Origin of the sequence: Serratia sp. (in: enterobacteria), from assembly GCF_051654945.1 — a bacterium.
Lineage (GTDB): Bacteria > Pseudomonadota > Gammaproteobacteria > Enterobacterales > Enterobacteriaceae > Chania.
Genome location: NZ_JBOFZA010000081.1, coordinates 353624 through 380038 on the forward strand (window position 1 = coordinate 353624; position 26415 = coordinate 380038).

Annotated in this window: 27 protein-coding genes; 18 read left to right on the plus strand and 9 right to left on the minus strand. The window is 52.5% G+C overall.

The annotated features are described in order from the left end of the window. Positions 1-2: 2 nt before the first annotated feature. The 6 genes from ACRDCA_RS18070 to ACRDCA_RS18095 all read left to right on the plus strand — a co-directional run bounded on the left by ACRDCA_RS18070 (position 3) and on the right by ACRDCA_RS18095 (position 5605). Positions 3-647 carry a YceH family protein gene (locus tag ACRDCA_RS18070; protein WP_438690774.1) on the plus strand — a complete coding sequence of 215 codons (645 nt, stop codon included), beginning with the start codon at positions 3-5 and terminating at the stop codon, positions 645-647. Continuing rightward, entirely contained in the window at positions 640-1557 is a 918-nt protein-coding gene (locus ACRDCA_RS18075) for a Gfo/Idh/MocA family protein (RefSeq protein WP_438690775.1), read from the plus strand. The genes ACRDCA_RS18070 and ACRDCA_RS18075 overlap by 8 nt, the downstream gene beginning before the upstream one ends. Positions 1558-1676: 119 nt before the next feature. Beyond that, positions 1677-3212, plus strand: coding sequence for a murein biosynthesis integral membrane protein MurJ (gene murJ / locus ACRDCA_RS18080; RefSeq protein WP_438690776.1), 1536 nt, complete (start codon positions 1677-1679; stop codon positions 3210-3212). Between the two features lie 634 nt (positions 3213-3846). Next, positions 3847-4407 carry a glycosyltransferase family 2 protein gene (locus ACRDCA_RS18085; protein ID WP_438690777.1) on the plus strand — a complete coding sequence of 187 codons (561 nt, stop codon included), beginning with the start codon at positions 3847-3849 and terminating at the stop codon, positions 4405-4407. Positions 4408-4995: 588 nt separating this feature from the next. After that, positions 4996-5358 (plus strand): nitrogen fixation protein NifS, encoded by a 363-nt coding sequence (locus ACRDCA_RS18090; RefSeq protein WP_438690778.1) that lies wholly within the window; start codon positions 4996-4998, stop codon positions 5356-5358. Continuing rightward, positions 5351-5605, plus strand: coding sequence for a hypothetical protein (locus ACRDCA_RS18095; RefSeq protein ID WP_438690779.1), 255 nt, complete (start codon positions 5351-5353; stop codon positions 5603-5605). Before ACRDCA_RS18090 ends, ACRDCA_RS18095 begins: the two co-directional genes overlap by 8 nt. A gap of 422 nt (positions 5606-6027) precedes the next feature. On the opposite strand, the gene argS is transcribed toward ACRDCA_RS18095, so the two are convergent. Further along, positions 6028-7758 carry an arginine--tRNA ligase gene (gene argS / locus ACRDCA_RS18100; RefSeq protein ID WP_438690780.1) on the minus strand — a complete coding sequence of 577 codons (1731 nt, stop codon included), beginning with the start codon at positions 7756-7758 and terminating at the stop codon, positions 6028-6030. An 834-nt stretch (positions 7759-8592) separates the two neighbouring features. On the opposite strand from argS, the gene ACRDCA_RS18105 reads away from it, so the two are divergent. Continuing rightward, positions 8593-9156, plus strand: a complete 564-nt coding sequence (locus ACRDCA_RS18105) for a VOC family protein (protein WP_438690781.1) — start codon at positions 8593-8595, stop codon at positions 9154-9156. A gap of 228 nt (positions 9157-9384) precedes the next feature. Continuing rightward, complete coding sequence (cutC, locus tag ACRDCA_RS18110) at positions 9385-10137, plus strand: copper homeostasis protein CutC (protein WP_438690782.1); 753 nt, start codon at positions 9385-9387, stop codon at positions 10135-10137. Between the two features lie 231 nt (positions 10138-10368). On the opposite strand, the gene cmoB is transcribed toward cutC, so the two are convergent. The 5 genes from cmoB to ACRDCA_RS18135 all read right to left on the minus strand — a co-directional run bounded on the left by cmoB (position 10369) and on the right by ACRDCA_RS18135 (position 14260). Next, complete coding sequence (gene cmoB, locus ACRDCA_RS18115; protein WP_438690783.1) at positions 10369-11340, minus strand: tRNA 5-methoxyuridine(34)/uridine 5-oxyacetic acid(34) synthase CmoB; 972 nt, start codon at positions 11338-11340, stop codon at positions 10369-10371. Beyond that, a complete protein-coding gene (gene cmoA, locus ACRDCA_RS18120; protein WP_438690784.1) occupies positions 11337-12080 on the minus strand; it encodes a carboxy-S-adenosyl-L-methionine synthase CmoA in 744 nt (247 codons plus the stop codon). The genes cmoB and cmoA overlap by 4 nt, the downstream gene beginning before the upstream one ends. Before the next feature lie 95 nt (positions 12081-12175). Next, entirely contained in the window at positions 12176-12571 is a 396-nt protein-coding gene (locus tag ACRDCA_RS18125; RefSeq protein WP_024528726.1) for an MAPEG family protein, read from the minus strand. Positions 12572-12672: 101 nt separating this feature from the next. Beyond that, positions 12673-13488 carry a DUF72 domain-containing protein gene (locus tag ACRDCA_RS18130; RefSeq protein ID WP_438691005.1) on the minus strand — a complete coding sequence of 272 codons (816 nt, stop codon included), beginning with the start codon at positions 13486-13488 and terminating at the stop codon, positions 12673-12675. Between the two features lie 199 nt (positions 13489-13687). Next, positions 13688-14260 carry a hydrolase gene (locus ACRDCA_RS18135; RefSeq protein ID WP_438690785.1) on the minus strand — a complete coding sequence of 191 codons (573 nt, stop codon included), beginning with the start codon at positions 14258-14260 and terminating at the stop codon, positions 13688-13690. A 353-nt stretch (positions 14261-14613) separates the two neighbouring features. Here ACRDCA_RS18135 and ACRDCA_RS18140 point away from each other — a divergent pair, with 353 nt between their 5' ends. The 7 genes from ACRDCA_RS18140 (at position 14614) to ruvB (ending at position 20245) form a co-directional block, all read left to right on the plus strand. Further along, positions 14614-14805 (plus strand): FmdB family zinc ribbon protein, encoded by a 192-nt coding sequence (locus tag ACRDCA_RS18140; RefSeq protein WP_071998207.1) that lies wholly within the window; start codon positions 14614-14616, stop codon positions 14803-14805. 82 nt (positions 14806-14887) lie between these two features. Further along, on the plus strand, positions 14888-16672 hold the full coding sequence (gene aspS, locus ACRDCA_RS18145; protein WP_438690786.1) for an aspartate--tRNA ligase: 1785 nt from the start codon (positions 14888-14890) through the stop codon (positions 16670-16672). After that, complete coding sequence (gene nudB, locus ACRDCA_RS18150) at positions 16672-17118, plus strand: dihydroneopterin triphosphate diphosphatase (protein ID WP_438690787.1); 447 nt, start codon at positions 16672-16674, stop codon at positions 17116-17118. Before aspS ends, nudB begins: the two co-directional genes overlap by 1 nt. A gap of 21 nt (positions 17119-17139) precedes the next feature. Next, a complete protein-coding gene (locus ACRDCA_RS18155; protein WP_438690788.1) occupies positions 17140-17883 on the plus strand; it encodes a YebC/PmpR family DNA-binding transcriptional regulator in 744 nt (247 codons plus the stop codon). 67 nt (positions 17884-17950) lie between these two features. Next, positions 17951-18472, plus strand: a complete 522-nt coding sequence (gene ruvC / locus ACRDCA_RS18160) for a crossover junction endodeoxyribonuclease RuvC (RefSeq protein WP_021181146.1) — start codon at positions 17951-17953, stop codon at positions 18470-18472. Between the two features lie 132 nt (positions 18473-18604). Beyond that, positions 18605-19219, plus strand: a complete 615-nt coding sequence (gene ruvA / locus ACRDCA_RS18165; protein ID WP_438690789.1) for a Holliday junction branch migration protein RuvA — start codon at positions 18605-18607, stop codon at positions 19217-19219. 18 nt (positions 19220-19237) lie between these two features. Next, on the plus strand, positions 19238-20245 hold the full coding sequence (gene ruvB / locus ACRDCA_RS18170) for a Holliday junction branch migration DNA helicase RuvB (RefSeq protein WP_438690790.1): 1008 nt from the start codon (positions 19238-19240) through the stop codon (positions 20243-20245). A 42-nt stretch (positions 20246-20287) separates the two neighbouring features. On the opposite strand, the gene znuB is transcribed toward ruvB, so the two are convergent. Together znuB and znuC are read right to left on the minus strand one after the other, a co-directional pair. Further along, positions 20288-21073 (minus strand): zinc ABC transporter permease subunit ZnuB, encoded by a 786-nt coding sequence (gene znuB / locus ACRDCA_RS18175; RefSeq protein ID WP_438690791.1) that lies wholly within the window; start codon positions 21071-21073, stop codon positions 20288-20290. Continuing rightward, positions 21070-21828, minus strand: a complete 759-nt coding sequence (gene znuC / locus ACRDCA_RS18180) for a zinc ABC transporter ATP-binding protein ZnuC (protein WP_438690792.1) — start codon at positions 21826-21828, stop codon at positions 21070-21072. Before znuC ends, znuB begins: the two co-directional genes overlap by 4 nt. A gap of 77 nt (positions 21829-21905) precedes the next feature. Between znuC and znuA the strand changes: the two genes are divergently transcribed. The 3 genes from znuA (at position 21906) to lpxM (ending at position 25354) form a co-directional block, all read left to right on the plus strand. Continuing rightward, positions 21906-22853 (plus strand): zinc ABC transporter substrate-binding protein ZnuA, encoded by a 948-nt coding sequence (znuA, locus tag ACRDCA_RS18185; RefSeq protein WP_438691006.1) that lies wholly within the window; start codon positions 21906-21908, stop codon positions 22851-22853. A gap of 21 nt (positions 22854-22874) precedes the next feature. Then, positions 22875-24197 carry a murein DD-endopeptidase MepM gene (mepM, locus tag ACRDCA_RS18190; protein WP_438690793.1) on the plus strand — a complete coding sequence of 441 codons (1323 nt, stop codon included), beginning with the start codon at positions 22875-22877 and terminating at the stop codon, positions 24195-24197. Between the two features lie 188 nt (positions 24198-24385). After that, a complete protein-coding gene (gene lpxM / locus ACRDCA_RS18195) occupies positions 24386-25354 on the plus strand; it encodes a lauroyl-Kdo(2)-lipid IV(A) myristoyltransferase (protein ID WP_438690794.1) in 969 nt (322 codons plus the stop codon). A gap of 129 nt (positions 25355-25483) precedes the next feature. Here lpxM and ACRDCA_RS18200 read toward each other — a convergent pair whose 3' ends face one another. Next, entirely contained in the window at positions 25484-26374 is an 891-nt protein-coding gene (locus ACRDCA_RS18200) for a leucine-rich repeat domain-containing protein (protein WP_438690795.1), read from the minus strand. Positions 26375-26415: the final 41 nt, after the last annotated feature.

The window sequence follows — 26415 nt, forward strand, 5'->3', positions numbered from 1 at the left end:
CCATGAAATATGAATTAAACGCCAAAGAAGCCCGAGTGATCGGCTGCATGATGGAAAAACAGGTGACGACACCTGACCAATATCCTCTTTCGCTGAACGCCATTACGCTTGCCTGCAATCAAAAAACCAACCGCGAACCGGTGATGGAGCTGTCGGAAAGCGAAGTGCAGCAGCAGCTTGATTTGCTGCTGAGAAGACACTTCCTGCGCACCTTAAGTGGCTTTGGCAACCGCGTCGTGAAGTATGAGCAGCGTTTTTGCAACTCCGAGTTTGGTCAGCTGAAACTGTCACCAGCGGAACTGGCGGTGATTGCGACCCTGTTATTGCGCGGTGCACAGACGCCGGGCGAATTGCGCACCCGCACCAATCGGATGCATGAGTTCAGCGATGTCAGCGAAGTGGAAGAAGTTCTGCAACAGCTGACGACCCGTGAGGACGGCCCCTTCGTGGTGCGCCTGCCGCGTGAACCTGGCAAGCGTGAAAGCCGGTTTATGCACCTGTTCAGCGGCCAGATTGAGGCAGCACCAGCCGAGGCAGAAGAAGCCAATAATGGCGAACTGGCGGAGCGGGTTGCACGCTTGGAAGCCGAAGTCGCCGAATTAAAGCAACAGTTTCAGCAACTTTTGGCGCGGGGTCAGCATGAGTAAGTTACGTATTGGGGTGGTCGGTTTAGGCGGCATTGCGCAAAAAGCCTACCTGCCAATCCTCGCGCAAGCGGCAGACTGGCAGCTTGTCGGCGGCTTCTCACCGAATCAGCACAAGGCTCAGCCAGTCTGCGACAGCTATCGCATGCCCTGTTTTTCTCGCCTCGATAGTCTGGCGCAACAGTGTGATGCAGTGTTCGTGCACAGCAGTACCGCCAGTCATTTTCAGGTGGTCGGTGAACTGCTGGCGCAGGGCGTACATGTCTATGTTGATAAACCGCTGGCGGAAACCCTGGAGCAAAGCGAGCAGTTAATCGCACAGGCTGAAAAACAAGGCTTGGCGCTGATGGTAGGTTTCAACCGCCGTTTTGCGCCGCTGTATCGTCAGTTGAAACAGCAGATGCAGTTACCAGCCTCGATCCGTATGGATAAACATCGTGCCGATAGCGTGGGGCCAAAGGATCTGCGGTTTACCCTGCTGGATGACTATCTGCACGTAGTGGATACGGCACTCTGGCTGGCGGACGGTAACGCCAGCTTGCAGAGTGGGCAACTGCGCGCTAACGAAGTGGGCGAGATGCTTTACGCGGAACACCATTTTGCCTGTGGCGACACCCTCGTTACCACCAGCATGCACCGCCGCGCCGGTAGTCAACGGGAGAGCGTGCAGGCTGTCACCTCTGGTGCAGTCTACCAACTGAACGATATGCGCCAATGGCTGCGGGAAGACCAGCAAGGTATCGTCGAGAAACCGGCCCCTGGTTGGCAAACCACGCTGGAGCAACGCGGTTTTGCCGGTGCAGTGCATCATTTTATTCAGGCCGTCAGCAACCAGACCGTACCGGAAATCTCTGGGGAACAGGCCATTTACGCCCAGCGACTGATCGAGAAAATGCTGCGGGATGCCAGTTAACCCCATGTAACATATGACGGTAGCTATTACCGGCGTGGATCCGTAGACTAACGCCACTCCACTGACGCCTGCCAATGCAGGCGTTGATATTTACCAGTCGTACACATCAGAAAAACCACATGAATCTACTTAAATCACTGGCAGCCGTTAGCTCGATGACCATGTTTTCGCGGGTGCTGGGCTTTGCGCGTGATGCCATCGTGGCACGCGTGTTTGGGGCAGGGATGGCGACGGATGCCTTCTTTGTGGCGTTCAAGCTGCCCAACCTGTTACGACGCATCTTCGCGGAGGGAGCTTTCTCCCAGGCGTTTGTGCCAATCCTGGCGGAATACAAAAGCCAGCAGGGGGAAGAGGCGACCCGCACCTTTGTCGCCTATGTTTCCGGGCTGTTGACACTGGTGTTGGCGGTCGTGACCGTGATCGGCATGTTGGCTGCACCCTGGGTGATCTTCATTACGGCCCCGGGGTTTGTCGATACGCCGGATAAGTTTGCCCTGACCTCGTCGCTGTTGCGTATCACCTTCCCGTATATCCTGCTGATTTCACTGGCCTCGTTGGTGGGGGCGATCCTCAATACCTGGAACCGATTCTCCATCCCGGCCTTTGCGCCGACGCTGTTGAACGTCAGCATGATCGGCTTTGCGCTGTTTGCCGCGCCGTATTTCAATCCGCCGGTGCTGGCTTTGGCCTGGGCGGTGGTGGTGGGGGGCGTGCTGCAATTGGGCTATCAATTACCGCACCTCAAGAAAATCGGCATGCTGGTCTTGCCGCGCCTGAAGCTGAATGACGCTGGCGTATGGCGTGTGATGCGCCAAATGGGGCCCGCCATTCTGGGGGTTTCTGTCAGCCAGATCTCGCTGATCATCAACACCATTTTCGCGTCGTTCCTGGTCTCCGGCTCGGTTTCGTGGATGTATTATGCCGACCGCCTGATGGAGTTTCCGTCTGGGGTGCTGGGTGTAGCATTGGGAACCATCCTGTTACCGTCCCTGGCGAAAAGCTTCTCCAGCGGTAACCACGAACAATATAACCGTCTGATGGATTGGGGCCTGCGTCTGTGCTTTGTGTTGGCGTTACCGAGCGCCATCGCTCTGGGCATTCTGGCCAAGCCGCTCACCGTGTCGCTGTTCCAATACGGCAAGTTCAGCGCCTTTGATGCGGCAATGACCCAACGCGCGCTGGTAGCCTATTCGGTCGGCCTGATGGGGCTGATCGTGGTGAAAGTGTTGGCACCGGGTTTCTACTCGCGTCAGGACATCAAAACGCCGGTCAAGATCGCCATAATTACGCTGATCCTGACTCAGGTGATGAATCTGATATTTATTGGCCCGCTCAAGCATGCCGGGCTTTCGCTGTCGATTGGTCTGGGGGCTTGTCTGAACGCTTCCTTGCTGTATTGGCAACTGCGCAAGCAGGATATATTCCAACCGCAACCCGGCTGGGCGATGTTCCTGTTCAAGCTGGTGGTCGCCGTCCTGGTGATGGCAGCGGTATTGCTTGGCGTGATGTGGCTGATGCCTGAATGGGATCAGGGCAATATGCTGGCTCGTTTGCTGCGTTTGTCGGTGGTGGTCGCGGCGGGAATTGTGACCTACTTTGCGGTGTTGGGGCTACTTGGGTTCCGCCCTCGTGACTTTGCTCGGCGGGTGGACTAACTTCACACCACCAATCCCCAGATAACATAAAGGTCGCTAACGCGACCTTAGACTGTAAATATTCCCCCGATGGTCGAACATGTTCGATCCCCATCAATTAGCAACATTGCCACTTTGCCTACAATATGAGGCCGCTAACGCGGCCTGAGGCTTATGTAAATCATAACTAATGTCACTTGCCATTGCTGTAAAAGATGTTGGCGGTAACTCTATTATATCTAGTTAATACATACGGATTATCTTTTCACATACACCATATTGAACATGTAGAATCAAAAACTTCGAAAGCTTAATTTTTTGATGGAGGACAGGGAGTTAAATAAGCTAATAATTGCGAATGTGACTCTCGCTAGGATCTAAATCGCTTTGCTTAAAATAGTGTATTTTAACCAATATTAATTTGGGTGTGTGTTTATCAAGGAGGGCAAGTTCGACGTTAGCAGGATAGTGGTTTTATAAGTCAGAATAGCTGTTGCTGATGTGCTTTCTGTTAGAAAAAAACGTAAAAACATGAAGTGCATCACATTTTTTTACTTTAAAATGCAATTCCACGTGTATTTCTTACAGTGTTACTGATAATGATAATAGATATCATCTACGGAAAGACGATAGGAATCGGTAAAGGGAGGCTTGAATGAATGACCTTGAAAGCAACGTGACAGTGGCAGCGGCGATTATTGTCAAAAATGAAGAACGCTGTATTGCTCGCTGTATCGACAGCTTACTTCCACTTTTTCAAGAAATCATCGTTGTTGATACAGGTTCAACGGATAATACGCTTGAAATATTAAATGGCTATTTAACGGATGGAGTTAAAATATTTCATACAGCATGGAGAGATAGTTTTTCAAAGCCAAGAAATTTAGCCATAAGCAAGTCACTCTCCAATTATATTTTTTTTGTTGACGCAGATGAATATGTTGTTTCTTCAAAGCATGAAGTTTCAAAAGTATTTACAAAAATAAATGAAAATAGCAATAGAAACTTTATTGCTATTTGCCCAAAAATTAAAAATCACGATGGTGACATATCAAAAACCATACGAAGAGGATTTGCTAATAATGGAGGGTTTTACTATTTTGGATATGTCCATGAAGAGTTAAGGCGAAAAGACAAAAATAGGGTAACTGACATTAGTGTTGATATTGTTATTAATCACGATGGATATACTTATGATGTTGTAAAATCCAAGTGAAAATATAATAGAAATAAACGGCTTAATATAAAAAATTTATCTAAAGAGCCTTTATATCTTCGTTGGAAATTTTTTTACTACCGAGACTGCTTCGAGGGGACTCCACCCGATGAGATTTATAAAAATTTAGAGAAAGCGATAAAATGCAATGAGTTAGAAACGTTAAACATGAACAATATAAAGATGGAAGCCTATACCTTTTCCATCCTTGATCTGATGGCGAAAGCAAAACTAAGTATGATGGATAATGATAACGAGTTTTATGAGGTGATTGATCTCATGGATACTATCATTCCTGATAATAGCAATGGTTTTTACTATAAACTTATTTATGAGTTATTCAAATGGAAATGCAAATGTAGAATGTCAATCAAAGAAATTATAGACTATAAAACAAAAAAGTCCATGAGGGAATGGTTCATTCAGAGGGTTTACATATTGATGCTGCACTTTCATTTTATCTTAATGAGATCGGAATGGTGAAACAGGCAAGAAAGCTATTGCTTAGTGTTAGGGATAATGGATTCTCCACGGAAATTGTTAATCAATACTTGAACAGTATAAATACGTTAAATTATAAGGATGACAATGGTAAGTAAAAAAATTTACTTTATTTACAGACCCAGCCCGACATTTGGTCGGTCTCCTATCCAAGGTGCAGGTGGCGGTTTGTTCGGTTTCTACAAAGAAGATAAATACATTTCAGTTCTGCAGGATTATTTAAATAAAAAAAATCTCAACTGGATCGTTATACGGGATGATACTGAATCAGATATAGAGAAACTTATAGAGCAAGATGCTCAATTGCTGGTTTGCGCACCCGGAATACGCTTCCAGTTCTATCGTAATGGTTTTGAGAAAAAAAACATTATTTATCTTAGTACAATTGAATATGTGAGCAATAACATTAACCTTGTTGTTAAACGAATAAGGGAAATAAGTAATGAATAAATATCATGATTTAGTGTTAAGAGAAATAACAGATGAAATTGAATTGATGTCCGTTGGTGGCAGTGGTGGTGGTAGTGGGCAATGGGAAACTGGTGCTGCAGGGGTTTGGGCCGGAGTTATGGATGGGTTAGGTTATAGTTGTTCATTACCTGGTGGTTTTTATGGCCCAGGTATTTCTGTAGCAACAGGTTCCGGGACTTGTGTAGGAGGTAACATGGGATCGTCTGACCCCATATGGGGAAATTGAGAAGAGTCTAATCAAACGTAAACTGATAGAAATATTAAAGAATGGTTAACAGAATAACGGAATGCCATTTTAAATAAATTCTACTTTTTGTATTCTAGCCCGGTATTTCTCCGGGCTAACCAACAACCTGGCTATTGAGGCACGAGCCAACAGCGCGGAGAAGCAAGGTTAATGATAGTATCAATGGTACATATCAGAAGTCCTTGGGGGTATCATTAACATCAAGGAGCATGAGTTCAAATTGGTACTGATGAGTGAGAGTTTGTTAAATATGGAAGCCAGTCCATTATTTGCACTGGCTTTATTAGAATCAAGTTCCGACCGTCAGGTTAGAACTTTGTCAGCAACCTGAAGTCGCTAACGCGACCTTTTTCAGATCGATGACAAAGGCTGGATGGGAGCACATGCAGTGCCCCTACATATTACATACGTTCGACGGTTTCGATCCCGAGCGTTTCCAGACCGGTTTTCAACGTCTTGGCGGTCAACAGGGCCAACTTCAGGCGGCTCTGACGAGCTTCTTCGCTATCGGCATTGAGGATCTGGCAATGCTCATAGAAGCCGGAGAACAGCCCCGCCAGGTCGTACAGATAGGTACACATCACGTGCGGAGTACCTTCACGGGCAACCACGGTAAGGGTTTCTTCGAACTGCAGCAGGCGAGTTGCCAGTGCAACTTCACGCTCTTCGGTCATCACCAATGGCAGCGTCAGGTTGCTTTCATCCACGCCGGCGCGCTTGAACACCGAAGCAACGCGGGTATAGGCATACTGCATATACGGCGCGGTGTTACCCTCGAAGGTCAGCATGTTGTCCCAATCGAAGATGTAGTCCGTGGTACGGCTTTTCGACAGGTCGGCATATTTCACTGCGCCAATGCCTACCGCGTTAGCAAGTTGCTGTATTTCATCGGCAGGCATATCCGGGTTCTTCTCGGCAATCAGCTTGCTGGCGCGTTCAACCGCTTCATCTAACAGGTCCGTCAGTTTGATAGTACCACCAGAACGGGTTTTGAACGGCTTGCCGTCTTTACCCAGCATCATGCCGAACATGTGGTGTTCCAGAGAAACCGAGTCTGGCACGTAGCCCGCTTTGCGCACAATCGTCCAGGCTTGCATCAGGTGCTGATGCTGACGCGAATCGATATAGTAAAGTACGCGATCGGCACCCAACGTCTCGTAGCGGTATTTGGCGCAGGCGATGTCGGTAGTGGTATACAGATAGCCGCCATCTTTCTTCTGGATGATGACGCCCATCGGATCGCCGTCTTTATTTTTGTACTCATCCAGGAAAACTACGGTAGCGCCTTCGCTTTCTACCGCCAGCCCCTTGGCCTTCAGATCGGCTACTATGCCCGGCAGCATGGCGTTGTACAGGCTTTCACCCATCACGTCATCTTCGGTCAGGGTGACGTTCAGACGGTTATAGGTCAGCTGGTTCTGCGCCATGGTGATGTTGACCAGCTTGCGCCACATCTTCAGACAGTATTCGTCACCGCCTTGCAGTTTCACCACGTAACCACGGGCACGCAGGGCGAAGTCTTCGTCTTCGTCGTAGTTTTTCTTGGCTTCGCGGTAAAAGTGCTCCAGATCCGACAGCCCCATATCGCTGGCGTGTTCGTTTTGCATTTTTTCCAGATAGGCGATCAGCATGCCGAACTGGGTACCCCAGTCGCCCACATGGTTGGCTCGCACTACTTTGTGACCCAGGAATTCCTGAGTACGGGCGGCGGCATCACCAATAATGGTGGAACGTAAATGGCCCACGTGCATCTCTTTTGCCACGTTGGGCGCGGAATAGTCGATGACGATGGTTTGCTGTTTAACCGGGGCAATCCCCAGCTTGGGCGCGGCCAGCGTGGCGTCGGCCTGGCGGGCAACCCATTCACTGTTCAGGAAGATATTGATAAAGCCCGGACCGGCAATTTCTACTTTGCTGCTGATCTCACCCAGCTCCAGCAGTTGCACGACTTTCTCTGCCAGTTGTCGTGGCGGCATACCAAGATGTTTGGCAACGGACATGACGCCGTTGGCCTGATAATCACCAAACTGTGCTTTCGCGGACTGACGAACCTGAGCTTCGCAATCGGCAGGCGCACCTGCGGCAATCAGCGCCTGGCTGACTTTATCTGATAGAAGAGCCTGAATATTCACCGGGTTACCTTAAATGACAAACGAGGGCCGTGAAGTACGCCCTCCGGATCAAAAGGTGGCTTACACCGTTAGACTGCCAACGCAACTTGCAGGACAACGGGGTCGACACCGCACAACGGGGGTGTCGCTCAACCACAAAACAGCCTGCAATTGTAACCGATTGACGGCACCGCGTCAGTAGTTGACGCGGGCTGGCAGGGTGAAAGATAGGGAAAAATTGAAGACAAAAAAGGTAAACAGGTGAAGGAAACCATCCGCGGTCATTGGTTTGGTGGGAGCGGATAGAGGAACAGTTAACGCTTTTTATTACCTCGGCCAGAACGTAATACACTATTCTGGCGAGTTCTGTAATGGCGATAAATCGCGTAGCCAGCGATGGCTATTAACACAATGGAGATGCCTAAAAGGGTCATGTTTATTTATCCGAAATCAAATGCTCATCTAACCTAACGTAATAACGCCATCTAATCAATTACCCAGGGTCTGTTTAGGATTACTCGCATTATTTCATTTTTTTTGTCATAAAAACACATGGTTACATTTTTCGTTCTGAACTTTTTTAATCTCGATTGATGGGTTGTTATAGGTGGTTAAAATGAAGAAAACATTAAATTCACTTAAGTTTAGCTTCTTGAATTTGATTAAATATAAAATAAGAAGATTCTTGCATTTATCATGCATAAAAAAGGATCATTCGGATGAAAATAGGCTGTGGGGTGAAAGAGACAACATTATGTTTATCAGTTAGATTTTTATTCTCTGAACCATAGCCTCCAGACCATTCGACGTGTAGATTATCGGCCTGCCAAACATCCTGGAGAGCCTGAGAAACTTATGACTACTTTGTCATCGATCGCTGAACTCAACGACCTGTCGTTGGATTTACCTCGTTTTGAACTGGCGCTGGAGCAGTTTGCGCAACGGTTGCAGCTTGAGCTGGCCAACTTCAGCGCTGACCATATCTCACTGCGTTGCCATCAGAACAGCACTGCCGATCGCTGGCGGCAGGGGTTGTTGCAATGCGGAACGCTGCTTTCGGAAGCGATGATTAATGGCAGGCCGATTTGCCTGTTTGATCTCCACGAACCAATGAAGGTCGGCCCTTGGCAGATCGATTGTATTGAGCTGCCGTACCCTGGCGAGAAGCGCTACCCGCACGAAGGATGGGAACATGTGGAACTGGTATTAAGCGGCGATCCCGCCACCTTGTATACACGCGCTCTGGATCATCTGGCGGATGAAGCCTTGCTGCTGCCGGGTATCAAACTCAAGCAAAGTTCACCAAAAGGCGAAGGTGAGCGTCTGGCCAATCCGACTCTGGCGATCAGCGACGGTATTGTTACCATCAAATTCCATCCGCATCATATTCGTGACATCGTGGCCAGCGAACGTGCTTAGCCGTGGGCTATGTCAATGGCGGGATAATCGGTGGAAATGACGCGTTGGCGTTATTTATTCCACTTAACACCGCCATTGTGACTGCGATCTATCCATTAATCCAAATTGGGTGCCATAGTTAGCACCTTGTGCCGTTAATACCGCTATCAGGTTGTTATCCTGCGGCCTACAGGGCGATGGGTAACCCTCTGTTGGAGCATTTTTGACCGTTATCTGGGGGTAACAAGAATGAAGCTGGAAATTTGTTGCTATAGCGTCGACTGTGCCATGACAGCAGAACTTGCGGGTGCTGACCGCATAGAATTGTGTGCCAGCCAGAGTGAGGGCGGATTAACGCCGAGCTTTGGTTCGTTACGCCAGGCGCGGGAGCGGGTAACGATACCCGTTCATCCAATAGTACGTCCGCGCGGGGGCGATTTTTGTTACAGCGCCGTTGATTTCGAGATTATGAAGAACGACGTCGCGCAAATCCGCGAGATGGGATTTGCCGGGGTGGTCATCGGCATGTTGGACGATGAAGGGCATATCGATCTTGCGCGGATGCGTGAGGTAATGAAGTTGAGCGGAGATATGGCGGTGACCTTCCATCGTGCGTTCGATATGTGTCAAAACCCGATGGTGGCGCTGGAGCAGCTTACGCAGCTAGGCGTAGCGCGTATTCTCACCTCCGGGCAGCAACAGAATGCCGAACTGGGCTTGCCACTGTTACGCGATCTGCTGCATGCCAGCCAGGGGCCGGTGATCATGGCAGGGGCTGGCGTGCGGTTAAGCAATATGCATAAGTTTGTGGATATCGGTATTGAGGAATTGCACAGCTCGGCTGGGCATTCGGTGCCTTCCACCATGCGTTACCGTAAGGCTGGCGTCACCATGTGCGCCGATAGTGAGTTTGATGAATTTAGCCATTACTGCGTGGATGGTGAAACGGTAGAAGCGATGAAGAACGGGTTGGTCATGCTGACCCCTTCAATGAGCGCCTGATCGCTCAACGGTGACGTTGAAGCCCCGCATGTCGGGGCTTATTACCTCGCCGCAAAAAAAGCCCTGAACAGGGTAGAGGTGCTCAGGGCCAAAAGACTCAATCGGTTTCACTGGTGTTGGCGCGATACCAACATGTTAACTCTAGTTAACCCAGAGCCACTGCCACAAGTTTAAATCTTGATAAAATGTAACCGGCTGCGGTGGCTTATCGCAGTTGCCCCTACAGTAAGTTTAGGGCTTGTTGGCAATCAGCACGGCGCGGATCGGCGCTGGATAACCTTCGATCGTTTTGCCTGGATCGTTGGGATCGAGGAACTCGGCCAATGATTCACTGGTCATCCAGTCGGTGCGGCGTTGCTCTTCGGTGCTGGTTGGGCAGACATCCGCGATTCTGACGTCGACAAACCCGCACTTCTCCAGCCAGCCCTTCAGCGCTTCCGCCGACGGAATAAAGTAGACGTTACGCATCTGCGCGTAGCGATCGCCCGGTACCAGAACCTGATGACGATCACCTGGCACCACCAGTGTTTCCAACACCAGTTCCCCCTCGGAAACCAGTTGGTTCTTCAACTGATACAGGTGATCCAGCGGGGAACGACGGTGGTAAAGCACGCCCATCGAGAACACGGTGTCGAAAGCGGCCAGTTCGGGCAATTGTTCGATACCCAGCGGCAACACATGGGCGCGTTGATCGCCACCCAGCAGTTTACGCACCGCTTCAAACTGGCACAGGAACAGCTGCATCGGATCGATGCCTACCGCCAGATGTGCTCCGGCACCCACCATGCGCCACAGGTGGTAACCGCTACCGCAGCCCACATCCAGAATAGTACGGCCAGCCAAGGGGGAAATATGTGGCAGCACTCGATCCCACTTCCAGTCGGAATGCCATTCGGTATCAATATCAATGCCGTACAGCGAGAATGGCCCTTTGCGCCATGGCATCAGCGTGCGCAGCATTTTCTCTATGCCTTCGAGCTGGCCAGGTGAGAGCGGCTGCTCCATCTGTGCGCGTACGCCATGCAGTAAATCCAGCTGGGTTGGCGTCAGGGCTGGCAGATGTTCCACCGAGTTGAACCATTGTTTGAACTTGCCGTGCAGCGATTCACGCTGCCAACTGCTGATTTGTGCTGGCAGCGTGTCCAGCCAGTGGCTGAGTGGGCTTTTAGCAATACGCTGGTAGAAATCACCAAACTCGATCATGCGGTTTCTCCTGATTTCAGCGCGATCAACGAGCCGAAATTGAAACATTGGAACCAGACTTCGGCATGTTCAAACCCGGCCTGTTGGAGCCGTGCTTTGTGCGCTTCGACCGAGTCGGTCAGCATTACGTTTTCCAGCATGCTGCGCTTCTGGCTGATTTCCAATTCGCTGTAGCCGTTGGCCCGCTTGAAGTCGTGGTGCATGTTGAACAACAGCTCACCGACATCCGCATCCTCAAAGCTGAATTTCTCTGACAGCACCAAGGCACCGCCCGGACGCAGCCCGCGATAAACCTGTTCAAGCAGGCGTAAACGGTCGGCCGGTTCCAGGAATTGCAGTGTGAAGTTCAGCACCACCATCGAGGCATTTTCGATGGTAATGTCCAGAATGTCCGCCTCGATGACGTCGACCGGCGTATCGGCACGAAACGCATCCAGATGACGGCGGCAGCGCTCTACCATCGCGGGGGAATTATCGACCGCAATAATCTGACAACCTGCAACGCTGATGTTCCTGCGCATCGATAGCGTGGCCGCGCCCAGGGAACACCCAAGGTCATACACCCGGCTGTGTGGCTGAACAAAGCGTTCGGCCAGCATGCCAATCATCGAAATGATATTGGAGTAGCCTGGAACGGAACGCTGGATCATGTCTGGGAAGACTTCAGCAACGCGCTCGTCGAAGGTCCAGTCGCCCAGTTTGGCGATCGGGGCGGAAAAAAGAGTATCGCGGTTTGGCATAGCGGCAAATCAGGTCAGAATTCGAAGGGGCGTATACTAACAGAAAAGCGCAGCAGGCAGAAGCAGGCGGCGTGGCCGCCTGAACAGAGGGGATATCAGTGCAGGCTGAAGATGATGTCCCACGGCAAATAAACGATATTGGCTATCACCATCAGTATCAAGGAAATATAGGTGGCCGCCATACCCGAACGGCGCCAACGAACCTCACGGTTGCGCAAACCGTAATAGTGAACCAGCCGGCCTGCCATCAGCAGCAAACCACACAGATGCACCATCCAGACTTCAGCACCGTTCATCTCCATGATCACCAGCAGGATGGCGGCAATCGGGATGTACTCCACGGCGTTACCATGAACGCGGATTGCGGTTTGCAGTTCGTAGAACCCGCCGTCACCGTAGGCGACCCGGTACTGCATTCTCAACCTGACCACGTCATAAGAGAGTTTGATCAACAACAATGCGCCAAGCACCACATAGAGCGCGCTTACCATTTTTAACTCCATTCGTCACCAAATCTGGCAACGAGCATCATAACTGCCATCATCGCGACTGTCGCGAGGAAATATCCGATAGGAACCAGCGGATTAATCGGTTAAAACAAGGTTTCCTGCTCTGGCCAGTCCGGTGGCGCGGCTAAATTCGGAATAATGCCGTGTAGTCCTTGCCAGATTTTTTGCGCCTGCTGCGGTGAATCGCTGTTGTCTGGCGTGTGAATAAACAGATAAGGCTGATGTTGCTGTGCCCAGTCGGGCAGCCGCTGTTGCCATGAATCAAACCAGCGCTGATTGTCTGCCAGTACGTCGCCGCCGATAAAACGGATCAGCGGATTGTTGGCCGTCAGCACCGCGTGCACCGGCAGCTTGGGCTTTTTCTGCTGCGCATCGCGGATCGCCGGGCTATGCGGTTTGGCGTGGTGCAGCGGCCGGCTATCCAGGATGGTCCGATTAATGCCGCGTTGATGTAATCCCTGGTTCAGTTGGCGTTCCGCATCGCCCTTGGCGAAAAACTCCAGATGCCGAACTTCAACCCCATAGGTAAACTCCGCCGGTAAGGCATCGAGAAAAGCCCACAGAATGCCCAGATGCTCGGGCGCAAAGGCTGCTGGCAATTGTAACCACAGCTGTCCGATACGTCCTTCAATAGGGCGCAGGCAATCATAAAACGCCTTGATATCGGCTTCACAGTTGCGCAGTGCCGCTTTGTGGCTGATGAGTGAGGGGAATTTAAAGCAGAAACGGAAGTCATCGCCGGTCATGTCGCGCCAGCGATGCACAATTTCCGCTTTCGGCAGAGCGTAGAAGGTGGTGTTACCCTCCACGCAGTTGAAGTAGCGGCTGTAGTCCGCCAGATCGCGTAAGCCAATGCGGTTCCAGGCGGGATGCTGCCATTGCGGTAGGCCAATATATATCAAACGCTCATCTTCCCTGTTATACCCGTCGTCTTTCAAGTTGTAGCGTTGTTACCTGCGCTATCACACCCCAATCACTTACTAAAAGTAAGCTCCTGGGGATGAGATAGCTTGTCGCCTAGCTACAACTCGAAATCCATAGGGTATAAAATTTACCGTTGTCGCTATGGCCTTTCAAGCCAAGATAGCGAATGGATAATCAAAGCGCGGCCAGGATTTCGCTGGTGCTGCGTACGCGGGCGATACGTGGGAAGATATTGTCGAAGGCAAACTGATGCATCTCGGCGCTGTAGGTGCTGCACATATCTTCGGCGATCACCAGTTCATAGCCATGTTCCCAAGCCGCGCGTGCGGTAGACTCCACGCCAATATTGGTCGCGATGCCACCCAATACCACCGATTTGATGCCACGGCGGCGCAATTGCAGGTCGAGGTCGGTGCCATAGAATGCCCCCCATTGGCGTTTGGTGATCAGGATGTCACTGTCTTGTACCGCCAACTCTTGCGGGAATTCCCACCAGGATGCAGGCAATCCACCGACCGGTGAAGGAGAAGGCTTATCTACTGGCTGTTTAAGCGCTTCGGCAAAAGAATCAGACCAACCAACCCGTACCAGAAACACCGGCGCATTCAGCGCGCGGAAACGGCCGGCAAGATGGGCAGCATGGGTCACCACTTGGCTGGCGCTGTGCGGGCCAACGGCGTAAGGTAAAATACCGTTTTGCAGATCGATCAGGACCAGGGCGGTGGTTTGGGCATCAAGTTTCAGCATTTGAGCGTCTCATGGTTAAAGTGGGTGAAATATCGCCTGTCCAAGTAGCATTCGTCATACCCTATGGATTTCAAATCGTAGCTAGGCGACAAGCTATCTCCTCCCAGGAGCTTACTTTTGTAAGTGACTGGGAGGAGATAGTGCAGGTAACAACGCTACAGTTTGAAAGACGACGGGTATGAGGCTACGTGATAAAACTGCTGCTAGTTAATGGGAATTTTGTTAACTGATGTGTTGTTTACCCGCAATAGATGCCATTTAGCGTTGCAACAATGCGGTGTTCGCTCTTATCTGGCGCATGAATTTCCTTTATAATGACCGCCTTTTTTCACCAATCTTTAGTCCAGCGATCTATGCCGATTTATGAATATGCATGTGGCTCATGCCAACATCGATTAGAGAAACTACAAAAATTTTCCGACGCGCCGTTGACCCAATGTCCGGCGTGTGGGCAGCCCGCATTGACCAAGTTGATCTCTGCCAGCGGTTTCCAGTTAAAGGGCACCGGCTGGTATGCAACAGACTTCAAACCGGGCAGCAAGTAACAATTTGTCAGATAACAGCCGTGCGGAAACAGCAACTGTTGCAAACCTCCGGCGGAATCGGCTTAAGTCAAAAGGATAGCGTATGCGTACTGAATATTGCGGGCAGTTGAATCTGGCCCACGTCGGCCAGGAAGTCACTTTGTGTGGTTGGGTCAACCGTCGTCGCGATCTGGGCGGCCTGATCTTTATTGATATGCGTGACCGTGAAGGCATCGTGCAGGTGTTCTTCGATCCGGATCAGAAAGCGGCCTTCGACAAAGCCTTCGAACTGCGTAATGAGTTCTGCATTCAGATCGTCGGTACCGTGCGTGCGCGCCCGGAAAGCCAGATCAACAAGGACATGGCAACAGGCGGCGTTGAGGTGTTTGCTCATCAGCTTGAGATCATCAACCGCTCCGAACCGCTGCCGCTGGACTCAAACCAGACCAACAGCGAAGAAGCGCGTCTGAAATATCGCTACCTGGATCTGCGCCGCCCGGAAATGGCCGATCGCCTGAAAACCCGCGCCAAGATCACCAGCTTCGTGCGCCGCTTTATGGACAACCAGGGTTTCCTCGATATTGAAACCCCAATGCTGACCAAAGCCACGCCGGAAGGTGCCCGTGACTACCTGGTGCCAAGCCGCGTACACAAAGGGAAATTCTACGCGCTGCCGCAGTCACCGCAGTTGTTCAAACAGTTGCTGATGATGTCTGGCTTTGACCGTTACTACCAGATCGTCAAATGCTTCCGTGATGAAGACCTGCGCGCCGATCGTCAGCCTGAATTCACCCAGATCGACGTGGAAACCTCTTTCATGAGCGCCGAACAGGTGCGTGAAGTGATGGAGCAACTGGTGCATGAACTGTGGCTGGACGTGAAGGGCGTCGATCTGGGCAAATTCCCGATCATGACCTTTGCCGAAGCGATGCGCCGCTATGGTTCCGACAAGCCAGACCTGCGTAACCCGCTGGAATTGGTTGACGTGGCCGATCTGGTTAAAGACGTTGAGTTTAAAGTGTTCTCCGGCCCGGCGAACGATGCCAAAGGCCGCGTGGCCGCGATTTGTGTCCCGGGTGGCGCACAGCTGACCCGTAAGCAGATCGATGAATACGGTGCTTTCGTTAACATCTACGGTGCCAAAGGTTTGGCCTGGCTGAAGGTTAACGACCGTGCTGCGGGTATGGAAGGCGTGCAAAGCCCGATTGCCAAATTCCTCAGTGCCGAAGTGTTGGAAGCGATCCTGGCGCGCACCAATGCACAAACCGGTGACATCCTGTTCTTCGGTGCCGACAGCTTCAAAATCGTTACCGATGCCATGGGCGCACTGCGCTTGAAAATTGGCCGCGATCTGGGCCTGACCAAACTCGACAGCTGGGCACCGCTGTGGGTGGTCGATTTCCCAATGTTCGAAGAAGACGGCGAAGGTGGCCTGGCGGCGATGCACCATCCGTTCACCGCACCGCGCGATATGAGCCCGGAAGAGCTGCAAAAAGATCCGACCTCGGCCATCGCCAATGCCTACGATATGGTGCTGAACGGCTATGAAGTGGGTGGCGGTTCCGTGCGTATTCACCGCAGTGAAATGCAGCAAACCGTCTTCGGTATCCTCGGTATCAATGAGCAGGAGCAGCGCGAGAAGTTCGGCTTCCTGCTGGATGCGCTGAAATACGGCACGCCTCCACACGCCGGTCTGGCCTTCGGCCTGGATCGCCTGGTGATGCTGGTCACCGGTACCGAGAACATCCGTGACGTTATCGCCTTCCCGAAAACCACCGCGGCTGCCTGCCTGATGACCGATGCACCAAGCTTCGCCAACCCGGCCTCGTTGCAGGAACTGGCGATCAGCGTGGTGAAGAAAGCCTCAGCCGAACAAGAGAGCGAGTGATGAATTACAAGCGGCCCGAGTCTATTCTGGTAGTGATTTATGCAAAATCCAGTGGCCGGGTGCTGATGTTACAGCGGCGCGACGATACGGAGTTCTGGCAGTCGGTGACCGGCAGCCTGGAAGACAACGAATCGCCGCCGCATGCCGCCCAGCGTGAAGTCATGGAAGAGATTGGTATCGACATTGCGGCAGAGGATCTGCCGTTATTCGATTGCCAGCGCTGTGTGGAATTTGAACTCTTTGTCCATTTGCGGCACCGCTATGCGCCGGGAACCACGCGTAATAAAGAGCACTGGTTCTGTCTGGCGTTGCCTGATGAGCGCGATCCGGTCTTGACCGAGCATCATGCTTACCGATGGCTGGAGGCGTCCGAGGCGGTCAAATTGACCAAGTCCTGGAGTAATCAGCAGGCGATTGAAGAGTTTGTGATCCATTCTGTCCAGTAGTTCTTTTTGGAGATATTTTTTATGGCAGGTCATAGTAAATGGGCCAACACCAAACACCGCAAAGCAGCACAAGATTCTAAACGCGGTAAGATTTTCACTAAAATTATCCGTGAGCTGGTGACTGCCGCCAAATTGGGCGGCGGCGATCCGGGTGCCAACCCGCGTCTGCGTGCGGCTATCGACAAAGCGCTGTCCAACAACATGACGCGTGACACCCTGAACCGTGCTATCGCCCGTGGCGTAGGCGGCGATGATGATAGCAACATGGAAACCATCATCTATGAAGGCTACGGTCCTGGCGGCACGGCGGTGATGATCGAATGCCTGAGTGACAACCGTAACCGTACCGTGGCAGAAGTACGCCATGCCTTCACCAAGTGTGGTGGCAACCTGGGTACCGACGGCTCGGTGGCCTATCTGTTCACCAAAAAAGGCGTGATCACCTATGCACCGGGTCTGGATGAAGACGCGGTGATGGAAGCCGCGCTGGAAGCCGGTGCCGAAGATATCCAGACCTATGACGATGGGGCTATTGACGTCTTCACCGCCTGGGAAAATCTGGGTGAAGTGAAAGATGCGCTGACTGCCGCAGGCTTCGAGGCTGACTCGGCCGAAGTTTCCATGATCCCGTCCACCAAGGCGGATATGGATGCGGAAACCGCGCCTAAGCTGCTGCGTCTGATCGACATGCTGGAAGACTGTGATGACGTGCAGGAGGTTTACCATAACGGTGAGATCTCCGACGAGATCGCTGAAACGCTGTAATGCGGGTGAACGATGGCGTTGCCAGCCGGCAACGCCAGGCAACAATCAATGCAGGGTGGTGGTAGCAATGGCGATCATACTGGGTATCGATCCCGGCTCGCGCGTCACCGGCTATGGCCTGATCCGCCAGCAGGGCCGCCAACTGACCTATGTTGCCAGCGGTTGTATTCGTACCGTGGTGGATGATATGCCGACGCGCCTGAAGCTGATTTATGCCGGCGTGAGCGAAATCATCACCCAGTTTCAACCGGACTTTTTCGCCATCGAACAGGTGTTTATGGCCAAAAACCCGGACTCGGCGCTCAAGCTGGGCCAGGCAAGGGGCGTAGCGATTGTGGCCGCCGTCAATCAGAACCTGGAAGTGTTTGAGTACGCGGCGCGCCAGGTCAAGCAGACGGTCGTGGGTACCGGTGCGGCGGAAAAGAGTCAGGTTCAGCACATGGTGCGTTCACTGCTGAAACTGTCTGCCAACCCGCAGGCTGATGCCGCAGATGCGCTGGCTATTGCCATTACCCACTGTCATCTCAGCCAGAACGTACTGCGTATGAGTGAAGGGCGGTTGAATCTGGCGCGCGGGCGTTTGCGTTAGGTGGTGTTACGTAGGGAGCGCTACCTGCTGCGCCCACCCAGGCTGGATATTCATCCAGCCTTTTTTATGGTATAAGCTGTATCAATACTGCGTGGCAGTGCGCCGCGTACAGGGATCCATTCAGGAGGGGTAATGATAGGTCGTCTCAGAGGAATTATTCTGGAAAAGCAGCCACCGCTGGTGTTACTTGAAACCAATGGCGTCGGATATGAAGTGCATATGCCGATGACCTGCTTTTACGAGCTGCCGGAGCTGGGGCAAGAGGCTATCGTGTTTACCCAATTCGTGGTGCGTGAAGATGCACAGCTGCTGTATGGGTTCAATGATAAACAAGAGCGCGCGCTGTTCCGTGAACTGGTCAAAGTGAACGGCGTGGGGCCAAAACTGGCGCTGGCGATCCTCTCTGGCATGTCTGCCCAGCAGTTTGTCAGTGCGGTAGAGCGCGAAGAGATCACCACCTTGATCAAATTACCGGGTGTAGGCAAGAAAACCGCCGAGCGTCTGGTAGTTGAAATGAAAGACCGCTTCAAGGGCTTGAACGGCGATCTGTTCAATAACAACAGCGAAATCACCCTGCCGGCCAACGTGGCTAAAGCGGCGGAGTTGGATATTGAAGCCGAAGCGGCCTCTGCGCTGGTGGCCTTGGGCTACAAACCGCAGGAAGCCAGCCGCATGGTGAGTAAGGTTGCCAAACCGGGCGCGGATTGCGAGGCCTTAATCCGCGACGCATTACGTGCCGCGCTGTAGGGCGGAAAGGGGTAGAACATGATTGAAGCCGACCGCCTGATCTCTGCCGAGCCGTTCAATGAAGAAGAGGTGCTGGATCGTGCGATCCGCCCTAAGCTGCTAACGGAATACGTGGGTCAGCCACATGTGCGTGAGCAGATGGAAATCTTTATTCAGGCAGCCAAGCAGCGTGGCGATGCTCTGGATCACCTGTTGATCTTCGGGCCTCCTGGGTTGGGTAAAACCACGCTGGCCAACATCGTGGCCAATGAGATGGGCGTTAATCTGCGTACCACCTCTGGTCCGGTGCTGGAAAAGGCAGGGGATCTGGCGGCAATGCTGACCAACCTCGAACCGCATGACGTGCTGTTTATCGATGAAATCCACCGCCTTTCGCCGGTGGTAGAGGAGATCCTGTATCCGGCAATGGAAGACTATCAGCTGGATATCATGATCGGTGAAGGCCCGGCGGCGCGCTCCATCAAGCTCGATCTGCCGCCGTTTACCCTGGTTGGGGCAACTACCCGTGCCGGTTCATTGACCTCCCCGTTACGCGATCGTTTCGGCATTGTGCAGCGTCTGGAATTCTATCAGGTGGCCGATCTGGAACACATCGTTTCCCGCAGTGCCAACTGCCTGGGGCTGGATCTGTCTACCGATGGGGCGCATGAGGTTGCACGCCGTGCTCGTGGTACGCCACGTATTGCCAACCGCCTGCTGCGCCGCGTGCGTGACTTCGCCGAAGTGCGAGCCAATGGCGTGATTAATGGCGTCGTAGCCATGCAGGCGTTGGATATGCTGAATGTCGATGCGGAAGGTTTCGACTATATGGATCGCAAGCTGTTGCTGGCGATTATCGACAAGTTTACCGGTGGCCCGGTAGGGTTGGATAACCTGGCGGCGGCGATTGGTGAAGAACGCGAAACCATCGAAGACGTGATCGAACCTTTCCTGATCCAGCAGGGTTTTATTCAGCGTACCCCGCGTGGCCGCATGGCAACCAACCATGCCTATAAGCATTTTGGCATCGAGCGGGAAGAGAAGTAATAAATGAAGATTTACGCCAGGGGTGCTCCTGGCGTATTCAGATCAAGCCTGCTGCTTTTTCGACAGGCTCAGCACAAACAGCACCGCAGCGCTTAACACCACCGAAGGCCCGGCAGGCGTATCGTAAAACGCCGAGAAGGTCAGCCCACCGGTTACCGCAATCACCCCAACCAATACCGCGAAACCTGCCATTTGTTCTGGCGTGCGGGCAAATCGCCGTGCGGTTGCCGCCGGGATAATCAGCAGTGATGTAATAATCAGTGCACCGACGAACTTCATGGCCAACCCGATGGTCAAGGCGGTGACCAGCATCAAAATGGTGCGGGCGCGGGGCAGGTTAACGCCATCCACGTGGGCCATTTCCGGGCTGATGGTCATCGACAGCAGATCGCGCCATTGCCACCACAACACCAACAGCACAATCACCACGCCGATACCGATCATCCAGATATCGCTCATCGTTACCGACAGCAAATCCCCAAACAGGTACGCCATCAGATCCACACGTACGTTGGACATGAGTGCCACCACCACCAGACCCAGCGATAGCGCGCTGTGCGCCATAATGCCGAGCAGCGTATCAATCGACAGTTGCGGGCGGCGTTCCAGCCAAACCAGCACCAAGGCCAACAGCAGCGTGACGGCAATCACCGCATAAAAGGGATTTACGTCCAGCAATAAACCGAAGGCCACACCAAGCAATGAAGCGTGCGCCAGCGTATCACCAAAGTAAGACATGCGGCGCCAGACCACAAAGGACCCTAGCGGGCCAGCCGCTGCCGCCAAGAGCACACCGGCCAGCCAGCCGGGCAATAACAGTTCAATCATGCCTCACGGCCCCCGGTTTTCTTCAGCACAATTCTGCCTTGCAGGTCGTGACGGTGATTATGGTGATGACGGTAGATTGCCAACTGCTCGGCGCCCCGGTTGCCGAACATGGCGATAAACTCGGGGTGCATGGACACCACTTCCGGCGTGCCGGAGCAGCAGATATGTTGATTCAGACACAGGACGTCGTCGGTTTTTGCCATCACCAGATGCAGGTCATGGGAAACCATCAGTACCGCGCAGCCCAGCTCTTTACGCAATTGGTCGATCAGATCGTATAACGCCAACTGGCCGTTAACGTCTACCCCTTGCGTGGGTTCATCCAACACCAGCAACTGCGGCTGATTCAGCAGTGCTCGGGCCAGCAACACCCGCTGGTTTTCGCCGCCGGACAGCTTTTGCATGGGCTGATCAAGCAGATGCGCTGCCTGAACGCGTTTGAGCGCTGGCAGGATATCGGCTTTTTTTACCCCGGGTTTGAGCCGCATAAAGCGGTTGACGGTCAAGGGCAGGGTGGCATCAAGGTGCAGCTTTTGCGGCACGTAGCCGATGCGCAATCCAGGGAGACGCTCGAGCGTGCCTTCCGTTGGGGGAATCAGACCCAGCACCACACGGACCAGCGTTGATTTGCCAGCACCGTTAGGCCCGAGGAGCGTCAGAATACGACCCGGTTGCAGGTTGAGAGAAATATTTGTCAGTACCCGCCGGGTACCAAATGACACAGAGATATTTTTTAGCGTTGCCAGTGTAGACATGTGTTATTACATTTTGCAGAACTAACCGAATGTTATAATATCACGCTTCTTTGCTGAAAACGACGGGATTACTGATGATGGTACAGAAAAATAAATGGCTGCAACGCACTCTGATGGCAACGGCGCTCATCATGGCGGGCAACGCAACGGCTGCCGTGGTGACTTCTATCCGCCCACTGGGCTTTATCGCCTCCGCTATCGCCGATGGGGTGACACCTACCGAGATTTTACTGCCGGACGGTGCCTCGCCTCATGATTTCGCTTTACGTCCGTCGGACATTCAGCGGCTGCGTAGCGCCGACCTGGTGTTGTGGGTAGGGCCAGACATGGAGGCTTTTCTGACCAAATCCCTGACACAGTTGCCGGCCAATAAGCAGTTGGCGATAGGTGAACTGCCGGCGGTACAACCGCTGCTGATGAAAGGCGATGATGATGACGATCACGGACATGATCATGCAGACGCAGCGCATAGTCATGCGGACGGCGACGATGGACACGACCACCATCACGGTGACTATAATATGCACGTTTGGCTGTCGCCAGAGGTCGCAAAAGTGACCGCGATCGCGGTTCATGACAGATTATTGGAACTTATGCCGCAAAATAAGGACAAATTAGACGCAAACCTGCGCCAGTTCGAGGATCAGCTAGCGCAAACTGATAAAAATCTTGTTAAGATGCTAACGCCTGTGCAAGGTAAGGGATACTTTGTTTTTCATGACGCTTATGGCTACTTTGAAAAACACTACGGTTTGAGCCCTCTGGGCCATTTTACCGTTAACCCCGAGATCCAACCTGGCGCACAGCGTTTACACCAAATTCGAACACAGTTGGTTGAGCAGAAAGCAGTCTGCGTTTTTGCTGAGCCACAATTCAGACCGGCCGTAATTAATGCCGTAGCCAAGGGGACCGATGTGCGTTCAGGAACGCTGGACCCGCTGGGCACCGGCATCGCACTGGGGAAAGACAGCTACGGGAACTTCCTGACAGCGCTGTCCAACCAGTACGTGAGCTGCCTGAAGTAAAGATTATGAGGATATTATTGAGTGCAGAAGATAGTCCGAACTATCACTCTGGCGTATAACAACCTGCCTCGGCCCCATCGCGTAATGCTGGGGTCGTTGACAATGGTCACGTTGGCCGTCGCTGTTTGGCGGCCTTCCGTTCATCACCCAGAACATAACCCTATCGTTAAAAGCGTCGAGTTGGAAGCCAACCATTTAAGGGCATTGCAGCCCGAGGCCAGTGAACCGATCGATGCCGACCAACCTACCCCCGATGATGACATCCCACAGGATGAGCTGGACCAGAAGGTCGCCGGAGAGGAAGGTGTGCATGAATATGTGGTTTCAACCGGTGACACGCTCGGCAGTATTCTGACCCAGTACGGCATCGAAATGTCAGATGTATCGCTGTTGGCATCGCAGAACCGCGATTTGCGTAACCTGAAAATCGGGCAACAGTTATCTTGGACATTGACCGAAGATGGCGACCTCAAACGCCTGACCTGGGAGGTTTCACGTCGTGAGACCCGTACCTACGATCGCGTAGGCAACGCCTTTAAAGAAACCAAGGAAACCCAGAAGGGTGAATGGCGCAACCGCGTGCTGAGCGGCAAGTTGAACGGCAGCTTTGTCAGCAGCGCTTCGGCGGCGGGGCTGAGCCGTGCCGAGATCAATGCGGTGATCAAAGCCCTGCAATGGCAACTCGATTTTCGCAAGCTGCGTAAAGGCGATCAGTTCGCGGTGTTGATGTCGCGCGAAGAGTTTGACGGCAAAAGCGAACAGAGCCAACTGCTGGGCGTACGCATGCGTAGCAGTGGCAAAGATTATTTCGCCATTCGTGCCGAAGACGGCAAGTTCTACGATCGTCAGGGTTCTGGGTTAGCGCGTGGCTTTATGCGTTTCCCGACCATGAAGCAGTTCCGTATCTCCTCCAACTTTAATCCACGCCGTGTCAATCCGGTGACCGGGCGCGTTGCACCGCACAAAGGCGTCGACTTCGCCATGCCGGTGGGGACGCCAGTACTGGCGGTAGGTGACGGTGAAGTGGTGATTGCCAAGCGCAGCGGCGCGGCAGGCAACTACGTGGCGATCCGTCATGGCCGCCAATACACCACGCGTTACATGCACCTGAAAAAGCTGTTGGTCAAGCCGGGGCAGAAGGTAAAACGTGGTGATCGTATTGCGCTTTCCGGTAATACCGGGCGCTCTACTGGGCCACATCTGCACTATGAAATGTGGACTAACCAGCAAGCGGTGAATCCACTGACGGCCAAGCTGCCTCGCTCGGAAGGGCTGATGGGTAAAGATCGCAGCGATTACCTGGCACAGGTGAAAGAAGTGGTGCCGCAGTTGCAGCTGGATTAACCATCGCTATCCCTAATGTTTTTCCATCGGCCTGATTTCGGGCCGATGTTTTTATGAGTGCCTGGTCGGGAAAGCTAGTGGTATTTTGTCAGTGAACGGTGGCGGCTTTAGCCCGAACCACCCGCCTGACGGCAACTAGGTATATAGTTTATATCTTCCGGCCAGACGCGTTGAATGAAGAGCAGGTCATGCAAAACGAGAAAAAATCGAACGTAGAGTTCATCCCACAATTTGATAAAGCCTTCTATCATCCGCGTTACTGGGGTGTTTGGCTGGGAACCGGGCTGATGGCTGGCATTTCTCTGGTTCCGGCGCGGGTGCGCGATCCGTTACTGGGTGCCATCGGTAAACTGGCGGGTAAGGTTGCCAAAGGGGCACGACGCCGCGCCCGTATCAATCTGCTCTACTGCATGCCGGAGCTACCTGAACAGCAACGCGAACATATTATTGATGAGATGTTTGCTACCGCACCGCAATCGATGATCCTGATGGCGGAACTGGCCTGTACAAAACCGGAGAAGGTGCTCAAGCGTGTGCGTTGGCACGGTGAAGCGGTGCTGGATAAAATCCGGGCAGAAGGCCGCAACGTGATATTTCTGGTGCCACACGGCTGGGCCGTAGACGTGCCTGCAATGCTGATGGCTGCGCGCGGGCAACCTATGGCGGCGATGTTCCATAACCAGAGCAATCCGCTGGTCGACTATTTGTGGAACAGCGTGCGTCGCAAGTTTGGTGGCCGTATGCATGCGCGCAACGATGGCATCAAACCCTTTATCAGTTCAGTGCGACATGGTTATTGGGGTTACTATCTGCCCGATCAGGATCACGGAGCCGAGCACAGTGAGTTCGTGGATTTCTTTGCGACCTATAAAGCGACGTTGCCTGCTGTCGGTCGCCTGATGAAGGTGTGTAAAGCCGCGATCGTGCCGCTGTTCCCGGTGTATGACGGTAAAACCAGCATGCTGGACATCTATATCCGTGAGCCGATGGACGATCTGGCGGAAGCTGACGATCTGCGCATTGCCCGCCGCATGAATGAAGAGGTGGAAAACCTGGTTGGCCCTAATCCGGAGCAGTACACCTGGATTTTGAAGCTGCTGAAAACGCGCAAGGAAGGCGAGATCGAGCCTTACTCGCGGGACGATTTATATCGTTAACAGAGTTACCAGCAAACTAAAACGACGGGTCTGAAGCCCGTCGTTTTAGTTTGTAAGTGCAGCCGTTGGTAACCAATGCCAAAGGCTGAGGGTGAATGTACAGGCACAGCCTACGCAGCGCCCCCTAAATCACCAATGTACCATGCAGCCCTGCTGGATCAGCGCTTCAAGCACCGGAGGATAATGGCCGAAGTCATTCCAACGCAGATCTAGCCGTCGCAGATTTTTCATCTGTCTCATGCTTGCCGGTAATGTGCTTAACCGATTGGCACGTAAATCCAGTGAGACCAGTGAATTCAATGCACCAAAATTCTCGGGCAACTGGGTCAGCTGATTAAAGCGCAAATTAAGCGTAGTCAGTTTGGGTAGCAGGGAAAAATGATCGGGTAAGTACGTAATGGCGTTGTTTTCCAAATCTATCACCTGTAACTCAGACAGCTGAGCGATCTCGTCAGGCAGCGTGGTGAGCCGGTTTTTCATCAGATGCAATTCCCGCAGTTGCCCCAGCAGCCCGATCTCGGCAGGCAACGCGGTGATGGCATTGTTGTAGAGACGCAGTTCCTGTAATGCAGCCAGCGAGCAGAGTGCGGTAGGGACCGCTGCCAGTTGATTATCCGTCAGATTCAGATAGCGCAATGCCTGCAACTGACGCAATGAATCGGGTAGCTGGCTAAAGCCGTTATCGCTCAAATACAGATATCTTAACTCCCGTAATGCCCCAATCTCTGTGGGAATTGAGGTTGCCTGATTGTGGCCAAAATCCAACATTGCCAACTGATTGAGCAAACCGATTTCGGCCGGTAGTTGGGCAAGTTGATTGCAGGAAATATTCAGCACCTTGAGGCCGCGATGGTTAAAGATTTCGCGGGGGAAGGTGGTCAGGCGATTATTGTACAGGCTGATTTTTTGCAGGTTTGTGCCGCTAAGGAATTCGTCATCCAGATTGTCCAATTGTCGGCCATCAAGATCCAGCGTCTCTTGGGATTGTGACAAATGTGATGGTTGATGCTGATGCAGCATGGTGATGTTTCCCTCGATGGCAATAAAAAAAGCCGGTCAGC

Coding starts and splice junctions, on each gene's coding strand:
- ACRDCA_RS18070 (WP_438690774.1), top strand. CDS start 3: ATGAAATATGAATTAAACGCCAAAGAAGCCCGAGTGATCGGCTGCATG.
- ACRDCA_RS18075 (WP_438690775.1), top strand. CDS start 640: ATGAGTAAGTTACGTATTGGGGTGGTCGGTTTAGGCGGCATTGCGCAA.
- murJ (WP_438690776.1), top strand. CDS start 1,677: ATGAATCTACTTAAATCACTGGCAGCCGTTAGCTCGATGACCATGTTT.
- ACRDCA_RS18085 (WP_438690777.1), top strand. CDS start 3,847: ATGAATGACCTTGAAAGCAACGTGACAGTGGCAGCGGCGATTATTGTC.
- ACRDCA_RS18090 (WP_438690778.1), top strand. CDS start 4,996: ATGGTAAGTAAAAAAATTTACTTTATTTACAGACCCAGCCCGACATTT.
- ACRDCA_RS18095 (WP_438690779.1), top strand. CDS start 5,351: ATGAATAAATATCATGATTTAGTGTTAAGAGAAATAACAGATGAAATT.
- ACRDCA_RS18105 (WP_438690781.1), top strand. CDS start 8,593: ATGACTACTTTGTCATCGATCGCTGAACTCAACGACCTGTCGTTGGAT.
- cutC (WP_438690782.1), top strand. CDS start 9,385: ATGAAGCTGGAAATTTGTTGCTATAGCGTCGACTGTGCCATGACAGCA.
- cmoB (WP_438690783.1), bottom strand. CDS start 11,340: ATGATCGAGTTTGGTGATTTCTACCAGCGTATTGCTAAAAGCCCACTC.
- cmoA (WP_438690784.1), bottom strand. CDS start 12,080: ATGCCAAACCGCGATACTCTTTTTTCCGCCCCGATCGCCAAACTGGGC.
- ACRDCA_RS18125 (WP_024528726.1), bottom strand. CDS start 12,571: ATGGTAAGCGCGCTCTATGTGGTGCTTGGCGCATTGTTGTTGATCAAA.
- ACRDCA_RS18135 (WP_438690785.1), bottom strand. CDS start 14,260: ATGCTGAAACTTGATGCCCAAACCACCGCCCTGGTCCTGATCGATCTG.
- ACRDCA_RS18140 (WP_071998207.1), top strand. CDS start 14,614: ATGCCGATTTATGAATATGCATGTGGCTCATGCCAACATCGATTAGAG.
- aspS (WP_438690786.1), top strand. CDS start 14,888: ATGCGTACTGAATATTGCGGGCAGTTGAATCTGGCCCACGTCGGCCAG.
- nudB (WP_438690787.1), top strand. CDS start 16,672: ATGAATTACAAGCGGCCCGAGTCTATTCTGGTAGTGATTTATGCAAAA.
- ACRDCA_RS18155 (WP_438690788.1), top strand. CDS start 17,140: ATGGCAGGTCATAGTAAATGGGCCAACACCAAACACCGCAAAGCAGCA.
- ruvC (WP_021181146.1), top strand. CDS start 17,951: ATGGCGATCATACTGGGTATCGATCCCGGCTCGCGCGTCACCGGCTAT.
- ruvA (WP_438690789.1), top strand. CDS start 18,605: ATGATAGGTCGTCTCAGAGGAATTATTCTGGAAAAGCAGCCACCGCTG.
- ruvB (WP_438690790.1), top strand. CDS start 19,238: ATGATTGAAGCCGACCGCCTGATCTCTGCCGAGCCGTTCAATGAAGAA.
- znuB (WP_438690791.1), bottom strand. CDS start 21,073: ATGATTGAACTGTTATTGCCCGGCTGGCTGGCCGGTGTGCTCTTGGCG.
- znuC (WP_438690792.1), bottom strand. CDS start 21,828: ATGTCTACACTGGCAACGCTAAAAAATATCTCTGTGTCATTTGGTACC.
- znuA (WP_438691006.1), top strand. CDS start 21,906: ATGGTACAGAAAAATAAATGGCTGCAACGCACTCTGATGGCAACGGCG.
- lpxM (WP_438690794.1), top strand. CDS start 24,386: ATGCAAAACGAGAAAAAATCGAACGTAGAGTTCATCCCACAATTTGAT.
- ACRDCA_RS18200 (WP_438690795.1), bottom strand. CDS start 26,374: ATGCTGCATCAGCATCAACCATCACATTTGTCACAATCCCAAGAGACG.